We start from the raw sequence: 14,259 nt of genomic DNA on the forward strand, positions 1-14,259 counted from the left end.
TCGCCGCCCATCAGAACGGATATCGGGCGATGTCCCCCTGCATGGTGACCCACTGGGTGTCGGTGAACGCGTCGATGTTCGCCTGGGTGCCGCCGAACCTGGACCCGGTGCCCGACGCGCCGACCCCGCCGAACGGGGCCACCGCCTCGTCGTCCACGGTCTGGTCGTTGATGTGGACGATCCCGGTGGGAATGAGGTCGGCCAGCGCCAGCCCGCGCATCGCGTCCCCCGTCAGGATGCCGAGCGACAGCCCGTACTCGCTGTCGGACGCCAGCGCCGCCGCCTCCTCCAGCGTCGAGAACGGCATGACCGGGGCGACCGGCCCGAACACCTCCTGCGCGTACGCGGGCGCGGACGACGTCAGGTCGGTGAGCACGGTCGGGCGGTAGAACAGTCCCTCGTACGTGCCGCCGGCCGCGAGCCGGGCGCCGCTGTCGACGCTGCCCGTGACCAGCGCGTGCACCTTGTCCCGCTGGCGTTCGTCGATGAGCGGGCCGAGGGCGACCTCCTGGGTGGCGGGGTCGCCGACCGGCATCTGCCCGGCCTTGGCGGCGAGCCGCTCGACGTACTCGTCCTTGATCGAGGAGTGGACGATGTGGCGGCCTGAGGTCATGCAGATCTGCCCCTGGTGGAAGAACGACCCCCACGCCCCGGCCGAGACGGCCAGGTCGAGGTCCGCGTCGTCCAGGACGACCAGCGCCGAGTTGCCGCCCAGTTCGAGGTGGACCCGCTTGAGGTGCCGGGCGGCCAGTTCGCCGACCTTACGCCCCGCGGCCGTGGACCCGGTGAAGGAGATGACGCCGACGCGGGGGTCGGTGACGATCGCCTCCCCGGTCTCGGCGCCGCCGGGAAGCATGTGCAGCAGACCGGCGGGCAGGCCCGCCTCCTCGAACACCCGGGCGATCACGACCCCGCCGCAGACGGCCGTACGAGGGTCGGGCTTGAACACCACCGCGTTGCCGAGCGCCAGCGCGGGGGCGACGGACCGGATGCCGAGGATCAGCGGGGCGTTGAAGGGCGCGATGACGCCGACCACGCCCACCGGCACGCGGCGCGCGAAGCTGAGGCGCTTCTTGGCGGTCGGCAGCAGCTCACCGGGCGGCTGCGAGGCCAGGGCGGCGGCCTCGTAACACTCCTGCGCGGCCACGTACGTCTCGAAGGCCGCCTTCCCGGGGATCGACCCGGACTCGCGAATGATCCACTTCTGGATGTCGGCGGCGTGGTCCTCGAACAGCCGGCCGGCCCTGCGCAGCACGGCGGCGCGTTCCTCGAACGAGGCGGCGGCCCACTCGCGCCGGCTCCTCGCGGCGCTCACGGCCGCGGCGGCGACGTCGGCGGGACCCGCGACGCCCGCCCGGCCGATCTCGTTGCCGGTGGCGGGCTCGACCACGGGCGCGTCGCCGGCCCTGGACGCCTCCCAGCCGCCGCTCCCGAAGATCGACCCCGACCAGATCTTGGGATCAAGAAAATCCATGATCAATTACCTTCCCTTGTGCCACACCACGCGCATCAGCACTCCAGGATCAGGAAGTGTTCGCCATGCGAACGAGCGTTCTTCAGATGAACGTGTCAGTGCAAGCTACGCCCGCGGGTAGATCGCGTCAACGCCCGCGAAATGTCGGGGAAACACGCGAGCCGACCAGCGTGCCGACGGATCGAGGGCGGCTTCGGCCAGAACATCGGTTCGGGCAACGAACACCCGAGATGATCACCCGCCGGGGCCTCCGTCCGGGTCCGCCAGGGTCTCCGGTTGACACCGCCAGGGTCTCCATCCGGGCCCGCCGGGCTCTCCGTCCGGGCTGGTATAACGGTCACCGGCGAGAGGGGGCCACCATGGCGGAGGAGTTCGTCCAGTCGCTGGCCCGGGGGCTGGCGGTCATCCGCGCCTTCGACGCCGCGACACCGGAGCTCACGCTCAGCGAGGTCGCCCGGGCCACCGGGCTCACGCGCGCCGCCGCCCGCAGGTTCCTGCTCACCCTCGTCGAACTGGGGTACGTCCGCACCGACGGCCGCCTGTTCGCCCTCTCCCCCCGGGTGCTGGAACTGGGGTACGCCTACCTGTCCGGCATGTCGCTGCCCGACGTTGCGCTCCCCCACCTGGAACACCTGGTCGCCGAGGTCCACGAGTCCGCGTCGGTCTCCGTGCTGGACGTATCCGACATCGTGTACATCGCCCGGGTGCCCACCACGCGCATCATGCGCGTGACCATCAGCATCGGCACGCGCTTCCCCGCGCACTGCACGTCGATGGGCAGGGTGCTGCTGGCCTGGCTCCCGCCCGCCGACCTGGAGACGTACTTCGCCGAGGCCAAACTGGAGCGGCTCACCGCGCGCACGATCACCTCACGGGACGCCCTCGTCGCCGAGCTCGAACGGGTGAGGTCCCAGGGCTGGGCCATGGTCGACCAGGAACTGGAGGAGGGCCTGCGGTCCATCGCCGCGCCCATCCGAGGCCGGAACGGCCAGGTCTCCGCCGCCGTCAACATCTCCTCGCACGCCAGCCGCACCACCATCGAATCCGCCCGCCGCGACCTCCTCCCCCCACTCCTGGCCACCGCCGCCCGCATAGAAGCCGACCTCCACACCCCCACCACCCCCCGCCCAACCTGACCCACGCCTGGCGCCGCCCCCCAGAAAAGGTCCTCGCCTTCGGCTCGGGCAGTATTTCCAAAGGCCTACCGGCTCTTCCGCTCCCCGGACCCAGCAGATATTCGTCGCCAAATCCGACGCACAACAGGAAGCTTCCTGGCTATCGGGCTGTCGTCTGGGTGGACTCGTCAGGGCAGGGGGAGGTGACGGATAATCCAGAAGTCGTTAAGCCGATTATGGGGCGGTATGACGCGATACGTGCCGATGCCCATCCCCGGCGGGTTTCTAGAGAGATCATCGAGGAGGCGTTGGGAAAATGGATTCAGCCGCCGCGAACTGGCGTAAGTCAAGTCGATCAGGATCAAATGGGGCTGCATGCGTCGAGGTGGCCACGAACCTGACCGGGGTGGTCGGCGTGCGGGACAGCAAGATTCCTAGCGGTCCCGCGTTGGTGTTCTGTGTCGATGAGTGGCGTGTCTTCATCGGTGAGACGAAGAGGAAGCCGGTGTCAGAGCACTGACCTTCGTCATCGCACTCAGATCGAGAAGGAGATCGGGAAGTGGATCTGAGCGGAGCGAGGTGGCGGAAGTCATCTCGATCAGGTTCCGACGGTGGGTCGTGCATAGAGGTCGCGACGAATCTTTTCGGCGTAGTGGCCGTGCGGGACAGTAAAGATCTTGGCGGTTCCGTTCTGGTTGTTCCCGCTGACTGCTGGCGCTCCTTTGTCGTGCAGGTGAAGGGGATGACCGAGTGACCTCCCCGAAAGTTGAGTCGGGCAGGTGGCGATTCAGCGGGGTGGGGGGAGTTCGCCGGAGCCTCGGGGGATTATTCGGGTGGGGAGTTGGATACGTTCGGCGGGGCCGGCGCTGCCGGTGAGGCGGCGGAAGAGGAGTTCGGCGGCCGTTCGGCCCAGGTTGATGGGGTCTTGAGCGACGACGGTGATCGCGGGGGTGAGGAGGTCGGCCAACTCGAAGTCGTCGAAACCGACGATCGCGAGGTTCGGCGCCGCGCTCGCGTCTCGGGTGCCGCCCGCCGTGTTTGTGCCTCGGGTGCCGCTCGTCGTACTTGAGTCTCGGGTGCCGGGCGTCGTGTTCGTGTCTCGGGGGGTGGTCGCTTTGGTCGCGCGGCGGGGGTCGAGGGTGGTGAGGGCTCGGAGGGTGGTGACCGTGGTTTGGCCGTTGCCGGTGAACAGGGCGGTGGGGGGGTCGTCGAGGGTGAGCAGGCGGGTGATGTCGGCGGTGACGCGGGGCTGGTCCGGGGTGCCCATGGCCACCAAGGACGGGTCGTACGGGATCGACGCCGCCGTCAGCGCCTGGCGGTAGCCGCGCAGGCGCTCCTTGGCCGTGAAGATGGTCGCGTCGTCCCCGAGGAACCCGATGCGCCGGTGGCCGTGCGCGATGAGATGGGCCACCCCCGACCGGGCGCCGCCCACGTTGTCGCAGATCACCGTGTCGACGTTCAGCCCCGCCCCCGCCGGGCGGTCGACGAAGACCGCCTGGATGCCGGCGGTCAGCTCCGGGGCCAGGTAGCCGTGGTCGGATCCGGCGGGCACGATGACCAGGCCGTCGACCCTGCGTGCGCAGAAGGCCAGCACCAGCTCGCGCTCACGAAGCGGGTCCTCCCCGGACGAACCGGTGAAGACGAGTGAGCCGTTGTGCAGCGCGACGTCCTCCACGGCGCGGCTCAGGCCGGAGTAGAACGGGTCGGCGACGTCCTCGATGACGAGTCCGATGCTCGCGGTACGCCCGCGCCGCAGGACACGGGCGCCGTCGTTGCGGCGGTACCCGAGGTGCTCGATGGCGCGTCTGACCCGCTCGGCGGTCGCCGAATTGACCCCGGGCTCCTCGTTCACCACCCGGGACACGGTCTTCAGGGCGACCCCGGCCTCGGCCGCGACGTCGTTCATCGTGGGCCTGCCGCGCCTGGTCTCTGCCACGGTCCGAATCATCGCGCATCCCAGCGGATCTTGACAACGTTGTCACCAGGTCGGCACCCAGGAAATGGAGCCAGGCCGGGCCCACGTTCACCATGAACGTTCCCGGGCGTCACGCCTCAGGCCTGGCGAGCTTGGCGGCCACGGCGTCCAGAACCCAGTCCAGCCCGGTCGCGAAGGACTCCTCGGCGTCCACCTCCGTGCCATCGTGCACGAGCTTGGCCAGCGTTGGGAAGCGGCCCGTGGCCAGCATCTTCGTCACGTGCGGACCGGAGGCGCGCTGCCAGTCGCGCTTGGACAGGCCCGTGGCGCGCTCGGCCCGCAGGTTCGCGACCTCGCGCCTGATCGCGCCGGTGAAGTAGGCGCTGACGGTCTCCACGGCGCGCATGACGGTGTCGATGTCGGCGAGGCCGTCGAGGGCGGCCAGCATGGTCTCGGTCACGGCGAGGGCGTTCGGGCCGAGGGCCGGACGGCCGCCGAGCAGGTCGGCCAGCCATTCGTGACGGAGTGCGGCCTGCCTGGTGAGGCAGGCGTGAACGCGCAGCGCCTCCCGCCAGTCGCCGGGCCGCTCTTCGGGGAGGATCTCGGCGTGGACCTCGTCCACCATGAGGTCGAACAGCTCCTCCTTGGTGGAGATGTACCCGTACAGCCGCATCGGGCCGGCGTCCAGCCGGGCGGCGACCTTGCGCAGCGACACGGCCTCCAGCCCGCCCTCGTCGGCCAGCGCGATGGCCGCGGCGACGATCCGCTCCCGGTCGAGCGGCACGGGGCGAGTCGGCGGCTCAGGCCGATCCCAGACAGTCATGGGTACATCGTACTGTTGCGATACGTTGCAAAAAACCAATACAGTGTCTCGACATGAGACATCGCATCGCTGTGATCGGAGCCGGCCCCGCCGGCCTCACCTTCGCCCGCGTCCTGCACCGCCACGGTCACCCCGTCACCGTCCTCGAACGCGATCCCGCTCCCGACGCCCGTCCCCCGGGCGGCACGCTGGACATGCACGAAGGGCTGGGCCAGCTCGCGCTGGACAAGGCGGGGCTGCTGGCGGAGTTCCAGGCGCTGTCCCGCCCCGAGGGGCAGGCCATGCGCATCCTGGACACGGACGGGACCGTCCTGCGCGACTGGCGACCCCGTCCGGATGACCGGGCCAATCCCGAGATCGACCGCGGGCAACTCCGTGACCTGCTGCTCGGCCCACTGGACGTTCAGTGGGGGCGGGGCGTGACGGAGGTGGTGCCGGGGACCCGGGGTGGCGTGCTGGTCCGTTTCGCGGATGGGCGGCAGGAGACGTTCGACCTTGTGGTCGGCGCGGACGGCGCCTGGTCCCGGGTCCGCCCGGCGGTCTCGCCCACGACGCCGCACTACACGGGCGTCACCTTGGTCGAGACCTCTTTGGACGACGTCGACACCCGCCACCCCGGCCTCGCCCGGCTGATCGGCGACGGTTCCGTGGCCGTGTACGGCGTGAACCGCGGCCTCGTCGCCCAGCGCAACAGCGGCGGCCACGTCAAGGTGTACGCGCAGTTCCGCGCGCCGCTGGACTGGCATACGAACCCGGGCCGGGATATGGGCTTGAACGGGCGCACTGACGTGGACGCGGATCTGGGTACGGACCCGGGCGCGGGCCTCGGCACGGACCCGGGCGCGGGCTTGGGCCCAGGCGCGGGCTTGGGCGTGGGCCTGGATCTGGCTGACGGCGAGGCCGTGCGATCAAGTCTGCTGGCCCTGTTCGACGGGTGGGCCGCTCCCGTGCTCGACCTCCTCCGTCACGGCACCGCTTTCGTCCACCGCCCCCTCTACGTCCTGCCCGTGTCCCACACCTGGACCCACGTCCCCGGGGTGACGCTCCTGGGCGACGCCGCCCACCTGATGCCCCCGCTGGGGATAGGCGCGAACCTCGCGATGCTTGAGGGCGCCGAGCTCGCCGAGTCCGCCGCCGCCGCCCCTGACGATCTGGACAAAGCCGTCCGTGCCTTCGAGGAACAGATGTGGGTACGGGCCGGCAGGTGGGCGAAGATGACGACGGCCGGCCTGGAACGCCTCGTGAGCCCGGACCCCCGCGAAGCCCTCGCCCTCTTCGACGAAGTCCAGGCATCCTGACCCACCAAGCACGAGATCACCAGCGGCTCGCCACGGCCTCACGGGGCAAGCATGGCGGGCGCCACCGGCGCTGCGGGTGCTGCCGGCGCAGGAGGGGCTGGGGGCACGGGAGGAGCAGGAAGCGCCGAATGGGCGAATATCGCGAAGGCGAGCAGGCAGGCGGCGGCCAGGATGCCGCGGGCGTTGACGCTGTACTGCGTGAAGCCTCGCGACTCGGTCTCATGGTTCATCGGCTGTTCTTCCTTCCAGTCGGTGCCGCTTCGTCGACGGTCATCAGTGCCGTTCGGCATCTAGGCGGGGGCACCTGTGAGCGAGCCGGCGACACACCGAAGGTAGGCGGGAACGGTGGCCGGGCGCGTCGGCCGTCGCATCTAGATCGGATACCTCCTGAGGCGGATGTCGCCGCGGTGTCATCCGCGCGATGTACTCCTGCGAGACCACCCTCTGGTCTTCCCGGCGGATGGTGACCCGGCCGGGGTCTGCGCGACAATATGGCGGTGCGAACAGCCGAAAAGCGCGTGTGGCGGCGGCACGTGCTCGACGCGCTGCGCCCGTTGGAGAGACCCGCCAGGCCGTCCCGGCGGGCGGTCGTCGCCGACGCCGTCCTGGCGCTCGTGCTGGCCGCCTTCGCGGTGATCGCGGTGGCGGGACTGTACGGCCACGGCCAGGGCGACGGCGCGCCGTCGTCCGGCCTGGTCGAGTACCTGCGGCTGCGGCCGGTACCGCCGACCGCCCCCGAGGCACCGGGGATGCCACCGCCGGACGTGGTTCCCTCCGCATCGGACGTGGTTCCCTCGGCGCCTGCGCGACCGTGGACCTCGGGCGCGGCCGAGACCGCCCCTTCACCAGCGCCGGCGGGGACCCCCCGGTCGGCCGAGACCGCCACCTCACCAGCGCAGACAGGAACCGCCCGCCCGGCCGAGACCGCCTCCTCGCCGGTCCCGACGCAGAGCGCCCTCCCGGAAGAGGCCGGGGTCGGCGGGCCGGTGCTGGTCCTGGTGGCGCTGACGGCGCTGCCGCTCGCCGCCCGGCGCCGGTATCCGCTCACCACCTTCTGGGTGGTGGTGGCAGCCGCCCTGGCCACGCACCAGGATGCGACCTGGATCACGGTGTTGACCTGCGTCATCGCCGTCTGCAGTGCCATCGTCCACAGCAACCACCGGGTGCCGGCGATGGCCGGCCTGGTGCTCACGGCCGTGCTGGCGGGCGTGACCTTCCGTAACACCGGTCTGCGGCTCCCGGACTGGTCAGGACCTTTCGTCGTCCTGCTGAGCGCGGGCGTGCTCGCGAGCTTCGTCCGGTTCTGGCAGCAACAGCTCAGTGCGGGCCGACGCCGGCTGGCCGAGGTGCGGGAGTCCCAGGCGGAGGACATGCGCCGGGCCGTGGAGGTGGAGCGATCCCGGATCGCCAGTGAGCTGCACGACGTGGTGACGCACAACGTGAGCGTGATGGTGATCCAGGCGGGCGCGGCGCGCAAGGTGATGGACGCCGCGCCGGCGGACTCCAAGCAGGCCCTGCTCGCGGTGGAGGCGAGCGGCCGGGCCGCCATGGGCGAACTGCGGCACGTCATGGGTCTGCTCGCCGGCCCCGAAAGCGCGCGACCCGACGCCCCGGGCGACGGGCTGGAGCCGCAGCCCGGGGTCGAGCGGCTCGGCGCCCTGGTCGAGCGGGTACGCGCGGCGGGCGTGCCGGTGAGCGTCACGATCTCACCGCCGCCCGGCCCCCTGCCCCCCGGGGTCGACCTGGCCGTCTACCGCGTCGTCCAGGAGGCCCTGACGAACACGATCAAGCACGCGGCCGGCGCGGAGGCGTCCGTCGTGATCGGTCACGACGACGACTGGCTGGAGATCGAGGTCACCGACACCGGCGGCACGCGGGCTGCACCCTCGGGGACGGGTACCGGCCGAGGGCTGATCGGGCTGCGTGAACGGCTCGCCGTCTATGACGGCTCCCTGGACGCCGGGGTCAGGACCGGCGGCGGATACCAGATCAAGGCCCGCGTCCCGTGGAGGACCCCGTGAACCGAGAGAACCGCGTCCCCCGGAAGGCCGCGCGTACGTGGAGGACCCCGATCGGCCGGAGGGCCGCGTGACCGCCGACCCGCCCGGAGGCTCGCCTCGGGTCGTCATCGCCGACGATCAGGCGTTGGTGCGGACCGGGTTCCGGATGATCCTGGCCGCCGACGGCATCGAGGTGACGGCCGAGGCGGCGGACGGGGCCGAGGCGGTCGCCGCCGTGCGGCGTACCAGGCCCGACGTCGTGCTCATGGACATCCGGATGCCGGGAATGGACGGCCTGGAGGCCACCCGGCGGATCCTGACCGGCGGCGCGGACGAGCCGCGCGTCCTCATCCTGACCACCTATGACCTGGACCATTACGTGTACGCCGCCCTGACCGGGGGTGCCAGCGGCTTCCTGCTCAAGGACGTCAGCCCTGAGCACCTGGTGGCGTCGGTACGCCTGGTCCGCTCCGGCGACGCCCTGCTCGCGCCGGTGATCACCCGCCGCCTGATCGAGCGCTTCGCCCACCGGGACGCGGCCAAGGCCACTCTCCACCGTGACCTGTCCGGGCTGACGCCACGGGAGCTCGAGGTGCTGCGCCTGCTCGCCACGGGCCTGAGCAACGCCGAGCTCGCCGAGCGGCTGACCCTCAGCGCCACGACGGTGAAGACCCACGTCGCGCGCATCCTGTCCAAACTCGACCTGCGCGACCGCGTCCAGGCCGTCGTCCTCGCGTACGAGACCGGCCTGGTCTCTCCGGGGGGCAAGGAAGAGGAACGGGCTTGACCTGAACCTTGGTTGATGGTTGAGACTGGCGGCTCGGACGTCGGATCATCGATCGAAGCGGGTGTGGCGATGCGGGTAGCACAGGTGACGCGGTTCGGGGGGCCCGAGGTCCTGCAGGTACGGGAGGTGCCGGACCCGGTCGCCGGAGCGGGGCAGGTCGTGATCGACGTGTCGGTCGCGGACACGCTGTACGTGGAGACGCAGATCCGCTACGGCTATTTCCGGGAGTACTTCTCGATGGAGCCGCCGTACGTGCCCGGCGGTGGGGTGGGCGGCCAGGTGCTCGCCGTGGGAGAGGGCGTGGACGCCGGTTGGATCGGCCGCAGCGTCGTGGCCGGCACGGGCAGGGAAGGCGGGTACGCCGAGCAGGCGGTGGTCCCGGTGGAGGCGCTGATCCCGGTACCAGACGGGCTGCGGCTGCCGGAGGCGACGTCCCTGCTCCACGACGGTGTCACCGGGCTCGGCGTGTTCGACGCGGCCGAGGTGAAACCGGGCGAATGGGTGCTGGTCACCGCGGCGGCGGGCGGCATGGGCGTCCTGCTCGTCCAGCTCGCGCACGCCGCGGGCGCGCACGTCGCCGCCGCCGCGCGCGGCGAGCGGAAGCTCGGCCTGGCACGGGAGCTCGGCGCGGACATCGCGGTCGACTACACCGAGCCGGGCTGGGACCAGCGGGTGCGCGCGGCGACCGGTGGCGCGGGCCTGGACGTGGTGCTCGACGGCGCCGGGGGGCAGATCGGCCTGGACGCGTTCGCGATGACGGCGCACGGCGGGCGCATCTCGGCGCATGGCGCGCCCAACGGCGGCTTCAGCCCGATCGACCCCGCCGAGGCGGAGCGGCGCGGGGTGACCGTACGCGGAATCCAGCATCTGCAATTCGCGCCCGGCGAGGCCAGGCGGCTGGCCGAGCGGGCCGTGGCGGAGGTGGCGGCCAGCCGGATCAGGCCGGTCATCGGGCAGACCTTCCCGCTCGACCGCGCCTCGGACGCGCACGCCGCGATCGAGTCACGCGACGTCATCGGCAAGTCCCTTCTCCTGATCTGACCCCACTCGCCCGTTCCGCACCGGGTTCACCGCCGGCACGGGGGCGTGGCGGGGAGCTGGGGCGTCGCGGGGAGCTGGGGCGTCGCGGGGAGCTGGGGCGTCGCGGGGAGCTGGGCGGAGGTGGCGGGCGAGGGCCAGGGCGCCCAGGATGGCGCCGGCTCCGGTCAGCGCGATGGCGACGTGCGCGGGGACGACCTCGGCGAGCGCGCCGGTCAGGGCGGCGCCGAGCCCCTGCGTGGACATCTGACCCGAGGTGAGCAGCCCGAACGCCTGTCCGCGCACGTCACCGGGCACGGCGTCGACGAACCTGCGCTGGAGCCCGAGGTTGTACGCGAGACAGACGCCGGTCAGCACGGCGAGCACCACGCACCAGACCATGCCGGGGCGGGCGGCGAACCCGAGCAGGGGGACGCCGATCGCCAGGGCCAGCGGGAGGGACAGCCGTTCACGCAGCGCGGGGGCGGCGAACCGGCCGACGACGAAGTCCCCGGCGGCCATCCCGGCCGCGAAGGCCGCGAGGACGAGGCCGGCCTGCGACGGGCCGCCGGCCTCGCTGAGGTACGGCACGACGATCGCCTCCGCGCCGGACACGAACATCAGCGGCACCCACATCGCGAGCACCAGCCCCCGGACACGCGGGTCCACGAGCAACGCCCGGTTGACACGCAGCGTCTCCCGCACAGGATTCCGCACCCGCGCCACCCCGGACCCCGCCGTGCCGGAAGCCGCCGGGGCCGTCGAATGGGGAGGGCGGTCGGGGAGGCCGAGCCTGAGGACGAGGGCGTCCACGGCGGACAGGACCGCAGTGATCAGCAGTGCCCCGCCAGGGACAGTGATCGCCAGGACGGTGCCGCCCACGGCGAGGCCGCCGATCTGCGCGGCGGCGGACGTGACGGTGAGGACGGACCGGCCGAGCACGAACGCGTCGCCGGGCAGCAGGTCCGGGAGCATCGCGGTGCGCGCGGCGCCGAAGACCGGGCTCAGCGCGCCGGTGACCACGACCAGGAGCAGCATCGCCCAGACCGGCAGCCCCGCGAAGCCGAGCAGCAGGCACACCACGACACGGACGAACTCCCCGATGATCATCAACCGCCGGGGGCGTATCCGGTCGGCGAGCGACAGCAGGAAGATTCCACCGATGACATACGGCAGGAAACCGGACATGTAGGCGAGCGCCGCCAGCCCGGCCGAGCCCGTGCGGGCGTACACGAGCACGGAGAACGCCAGCATCTTGACGGTGTCGCCCGCCACCAGCAGCGTGAAGCTGCCGAAGAGCACGCGGAACTCCCGCACGGCGAACACCTCACCGAACGTCGCCTGACGCCTCACCCGTCCCCCTTCCATTGGCCCACCTCCCTGGCGACGATGCTGGGGTCGTCGTGGGACACCTGGCCAAGCTTTCGGAAATGGACGTAAGGTCGGGGCCGGGGCCGCGGGACGGGGGATCATGAAACGGCTGATCAACATCGAGGTCAGCCCGCAGGACGTCATGGCGAGCCGGTTCGCCATCTCACCGCTGATCGAGACCATGCACGCCCTGTGGATGCTGTCAGGCAACCAGCGGGCCGGCGTGCACCGCGCGTGGGCGGACCGCAACCGCCGCCCGTACGAGCGGCTGCTCCGCGACGAACCCGGCATGGCCGCTATCATCGGCCTGTTCCGGCGGGGTAACTACAACGCGGACTTCATCGCCCCGCCCCCGTCCGGAGTGAACGTCGCGTTCGCGGACGAACTGGCGGTGATGCGCGCGACCCCCCTCGCGCAGGCCCGCGCCGAGATCGCCAGGAACCTGCACGGCAGGCCGCTGCCGCCGCCCGAGCTGAAGGCCGTCCTCGACCGGCCGGACGTGGTCGAACTGATCGCGAACACGCTGGCGGCGACCTGGGAGGAGATCGTCGCCCCCGACTGGCCGAGGTTCCACGCGATCCTGGAGCGGGACGTCGTGCACCGCGCGGGCCGCCTGGCGACGTACGGGTGGGCGTCCGCGCTGGACGACCTCGACCCCCGGGTCCGCTGGCGCACGGACGGCAGGTCCGGGCACATCCAGGTGCGGATGGACTCCGGCGGCGAGGACGAGACGCACCGCCTCGGCGGCCGGGGGCTGCTGTTCGTGCCGAGCGTGTTCGGACCCCAGGTGGCGGCGTACCTGGAGGACGCCTGGCCGTACGCGCTGGTGTATCCGGCCCGGGGGATCGCGGCCCAAGGCGTCCCCTCGAAAGGGCTGGTGCGGCTCATCGGGCGAACCCGGGCGGCGATCCTGCTGGAGACCCCTGCCACGACCACCCAGCTCGCCGCCCTGCTCGGCCTGAGCGTCGGCGGCACCGGCGACCACGTGGCCGCCCTGCGCGAGGCCGGGCTGATCACCGGCAGCCGGGTGGGCCGCTCGGTCCTGTACACCCGCACACCCCTCGGCGACGCACTGGCCGGCGGCGCCTGACACCGCAACACGGCCAGGCTGTTCTGCCAGGATTGAGTTCGTCACAGGCGGCTGCGGACCCCGGCCGCCCAGCCGGGATCGAGTCCGTCACAAGCCGCTGAGGACCCCCGGCCGTCCAACCGGGATCGAGTCCGTCACAAGCTCCTGAAAATCCCGGCCGTCCAACCGGGATCGAGGCCAACACAGGCCGCTGAGAACCCGGCCGTCCGACCAGAATCAGGCCGTCACAGGCGGCTGATCACCTTGCGGTCGCCGTCGACGAGGGCGACCAGCGTGATGCCGAAGTCGGCGATGATGCCGCGTAGTTGCGAGCGGGTGATGCCCGGGACGGCGACGACCGTGGCGCCGCGCATCAGCGCCAGGCTGACCAGCACGGGGATGTCGCACCCGCCGTCGAGCGGCCAGGCGACCAGCACGACGTCCGAAGCGGTCACGTCGGCCGTGCGGTCCAGGGTCCGCGCGCCCGACAGGAACTCCCGGTGGGTGAGCACGCCCTGCGCCGTGGCGACCGCCGGCTCGGTGACCGGGTCCGGCATCGGCAGCGAGAACTCGCCCGGCGCGAGCAGGTCCTCGAAGTCGACCGACTTCGGGGTGGGGCCGAATGTCACGATCTGCCGGATCCGCGAGGCGTCGGCCATCTCCTCCGCCGCCTCCACCAGGTCGGGCGTGGTGAAGAGCAACCGGACATCATGGCGGACGAGCAGCTTGGCCACCCCCGCGAGGCCGGCACTGACGCTCAACGGCAGCGCCACCCCGCCGGCCGCGATCACGCTGAGCAGCGCGACGATCTGCGCCGGCACCGTGTGAACGTAAACACCGGACACCTGTCCGGCCCGCATGCCCCGCTTCACCAGCCCGGCGGCGGCCCGCGTGACCGAGGCCGCGAGCCGCTGGTAGGTGTAGACGGCACCCCCCGCCGCGATGTCGACCAAAGCGTGCCGATCGCCCAGCTCGCCGGCCCTGCCGAGCAGGGCGCCTGTCACGGTCGCGGCCGCCGGAAAAGTGCTGGGCATCATCTGCAAGACGGTACGGCCTGCCGTGTCTCCACGGGATCCGCCAATGTGTGTAGATAACTGTGTAGCTGGCGACCAGATCCCTACATACGACACGCCGAACTCCGATTTACGGTATAGCCATAACCTCTTCCCACCCACTTGCCCGATCCCGAGGGCCGCGCCGAGCACACGCGCCCGAGCACTGTGCTCGTGAAGAGCGAGCTCGGGCACATACGGAGACGGGTCCGAGGGCTGATTAGGGCGAGCTCGGTACATGTGGAGATGAGACCGTGCGCTTGTAGTAACCGGTCCGGGCTAGTGGAGACGAGCCGTCGGGGGGTAGGCCGGGGGTGGGGTCGGAGGCGGGGGCCGAC

Annotated in this window: 14 protein-coding genes; 8 read left to right on the forward strand and 6 right to left on the reverse strand. The window is 71.5% G+C overall.

What is annotated here, in order from left to right; translation table 11 throughout:
* Positions 1–10 precede the first annotated feature (10 nt).
* Positions 11–1,474, reverse strand: a complete 1,464-nt coding sequence (locus NYZ98_RS38015) for a benzaldehyde dehydrogenase (protein ID WP_262849721.1) — start codon at positions 1,472–1,474, stop codon at positions 11–13.
* A gap of 359 nt (positions 1,475–1,833) precedes the next feature.
* Between NYZ98_RS38015 and NYZ98_RS38020 the strand changes: the two genes are divergently transcribed.
* From NYZ98_RS38020 to NYZ98_RS38030, 3 genes are all read left to right on the forward strand, one after another.
* Positions 1,834–2,610: an IclR family transcriptional regulator gene (locus tag NYZ98_RS38020; protein ID WP_262849723.1), complete on the forward strand. Its 777-nt coding sequence runs from the start codon at positions 1,834–1,836 to the stop codon at positions 2,608–2,610.
* Between the two features lie 295 nt (positions 2,611–2,905).
* The gene (locus tag NYZ98_RS38025; protein ID WP_262849725.1) at positions 2,906–3,109 is read left to right on the forward strand and encodes a DUF397 domain-containing protein; all 204 of its coding nucleotides are present in this window, start codon (positions 2,906–2,908) and stop codon (positions 3,107–3,109) included.
* Positions 3,110–3,148: 39 nt separating this feature from the next.
* Positions 3,149–3,343, forward strand: a complete 195-nt coding sequence (locus tag NYZ98_RS38030; protein ID WP_262849727.1) for a DUF397 domain-containing protein — start codon at positions 3,149–3,151, stop codon at positions 3,341–3,343.
* Positions 3,344–3,376: 33 nt separating this feature from the next.
* Here the strand turns inward: NYZ98_RS38030 and NYZ98_RS38035 are convergent, their stop codons facing one another.
* Positions 3,377–4,525 (reverse strand): LacI family DNA-binding transcriptional regulator, encoded by a 1,149-nt coding sequence (locus NYZ98_RS38035; protein ID WP_262849729.1) that lies wholly within the window; start codon positions 4,523–4,525, stop codon positions 3,377–3,379.
* A 109-nt stretch (positions 4,526–4,634) separates the two neighbouring features.
* Positions 4,635–5,327 (reverse strand): TetR/AcrR family transcriptional regulator, encoded by a 693-nt coding sequence (locus NYZ98_RS38040; RefSeq protein WP_262849731.1) that lies wholly within the window; start codon positions 5,325–5,327, stop codon positions 4,635–4,637.
* A 53-nt stretch (positions 5,328–5,380) separates the two neighbouring features.
* On the opposite strand from NYZ98_RS38040, the gene NYZ98_RS38045 reads away from it, so the two are divergent.
* Positions 5,381–6,625 (forward strand): FAD-dependent oxidoreductase, encoded by a 1,245-nt coding sequence (locus NYZ98_RS38045; RefSeq protein WP_262849733.1) that lies wholly within the window; start codon positions 5,381–5,383, stop codon positions 6,623–6,625.
* Between the two features lie 38 nt (positions 6,626–6,663).
* On the opposite strand, the gene NYZ98_RS38050 is transcribed toward NYZ98_RS38045, so the two are convergent.
* Positions 6,664–6,915, reverse strand: coding sequence for a hypothetical protein (locus NYZ98_RS38050; protein ID WP_262849735.1), 252 nt, complete (start codon positions 6,913–6,915; stop codon positions 6,664–6,666).
* A 207-nt stretch (positions 6,916–7,122) separates the two neighbouring features.
* On the opposite strand from NYZ98_RS38050, the gene NYZ98_RS38055 reads away from it, so the two are divergent.
* The 3 genes from NYZ98_RS38055 (at position 7,123) to NYZ98_RS38065 (ending at position 10,453) form a co-directional block, all read left to right on the forward strand.
* The gene (locus NYZ98_RS38055) at positions 7,123–8,646 is read left to right on the forward strand and encodes a sensor histidine kinase (protein ID WP_262849737.1); all 1,524 of its coding nucleotides are present in this window, start codon (positions 7,123–7,125) and stop codon (positions 8,644–8,646) included.
* Between the two features lie 67 nt (positions 8,647–8,713).
* Positions 8,714–9,412, forward strand: a complete 699-nt coding sequence (locus NYZ98_RS38060; RefSeq protein ID WP_262849739.1) for a response regulator — start codon at positions 8,714–8,716, stop codon at positions 9,410–9,412.
* Between the two features lie 69 nt (positions 9,413–9,481).
* Positions 9,482–10,453 (forward strand): zinc-binding dehydrogenase, encoded by a 972-nt coding sequence (locus NYZ98_RS38065; protein WP_262849741.1) that lies wholly within the window; start codon positions 9,482–9,484, stop codon positions 10,451–10,453.
* Here NYZ98_RS38065 and NYZ98_RS38070 read toward each other — a convergent pair.
* Positions 10,415–11,782: an MFS transporter gene (locus NYZ98_RS38070; RefSeq protein ID WP_262849743.1), complete on the reverse strand. Its 1,368-nt coding sequence runs from the start codon at positions 11,780–11,782 to the stop codon at positions 10,415–10,417. The two genes, NYZ98_RS38065 and NYZ98_RS38070, sit on opposite strands and share 39 nt — an antisense overlap.
* A gap of 118 nt (positions 11,783–11,900) precedes the next feature.
* On the opposite strand from NYZ98_RS38070, the gene NYZ98_RS38075 reads away from it, so the two are divergent.
* The gene (locus tag NYZ98_RS38075) at positions 11,901–12,890 is read left to right on the forward strand and encodes an ArsR/SmtB family transcription factor (protein WP_262849745.1); all 990 of its coding nucleotides are present in this window, start codon (positions 11,901–11,903) and stop codon (positions 12,888–12,890) included.
* 224 nt (positions 12,891–13,114) lie between these two features.
* Here NYZ98_RS38075 and NYZ98_RS38080 read toward each other — a convergent pair whose 3' ends face one another.
* Positions 13,115–13,906, reverse strand: coding sequence for an AMP-binding protein (locus tag NYZ98_RS38080; RefSeq protein WP_262849748.1), 792 nt, complete (start codon positions 13,904–13,906; stop codon positions 13,115–13,117).
* Between the last annotated feature and the right edge of the window lie 353 nt (positions 13,907–14,259).

The organism is Sphaerisporangium corydalis, from assembly GCF_025506355.1.
GTDB classification, from domain to species: Bacteria; Actinomycetota; Actinomycetes; order Streptosporangiales; family Streptosporangiaceae; genus Sphaerisporangium; species Sphaerisporangium corydalis.

Bases quoted from the DNA above. Each gene is read 5' to 3' on its own strand.
- NYZ98_RS38040 (WP_262849731.1), bottom strand. From the start codon at position 5,327: ATGACTGTCTGGGATCGGCCTGAGCCGCCGACTCGCCCCGTGCCGCTC.
- NYZ98_RS38045 (WP_262849733.1), top strand. From the start codon at position 5,381: ATGAGACATCGCATCGCTGTGATCGGAGCCGGCCCCGCCGGCCTCACC.
- NYZ98_RS38075 (WP_262849745.1), top strand. From the start codon at position 11,901: ATGAAACGGCTGATCAACATCGAGGTCAGCCCGCAGGACGTCATGGCG.
- NYZ98_RS38020 (WP_262849723.1), top strand. From the start codon at position 1,834: ATGGCGGAGGAGTTCGTCCAGTCGCTGGCCCGGGGGCTGGCGGTCATC.
- NYZ98_RS38025 (WP_262849725.1), top strand. From the start codon at position 2,906: ATGGATTCAGCCGCCGCGAACTGGCGTAAGTCAAGTCGATCAGGATCA.
- NYZ98_RS38080 (WP_262849748.1), bottom strand. From the start codon at position 13,906: ATGATGCCCAGCACTTTTCCGGCGGCCGCGACCGTGACAGGCGCCCTG.
- NYZ98_RS38050 (WP_262849735.1), bottom strand. From the start codon at position 6,915: ATGCCGAACGGCACTGATGACCGTCGACGAAGCGGCACCGACTGGAAG.
- NYZ98_RS38065 (WP_262849741.1), top strand. From the start codon at position 9,482: ATGCGGGTAGCACAGGTGACGCGGTTCGGGGGGCCCGAGGTCCTGCAG.
- NYZ98_RS38015 (WP_262849721.1), bottom strand. From the start codon at position 1,474: ATGGATTTTCTTGATCCCAAGATCTGGTCGGGGTCGATCTTCGGGAGC.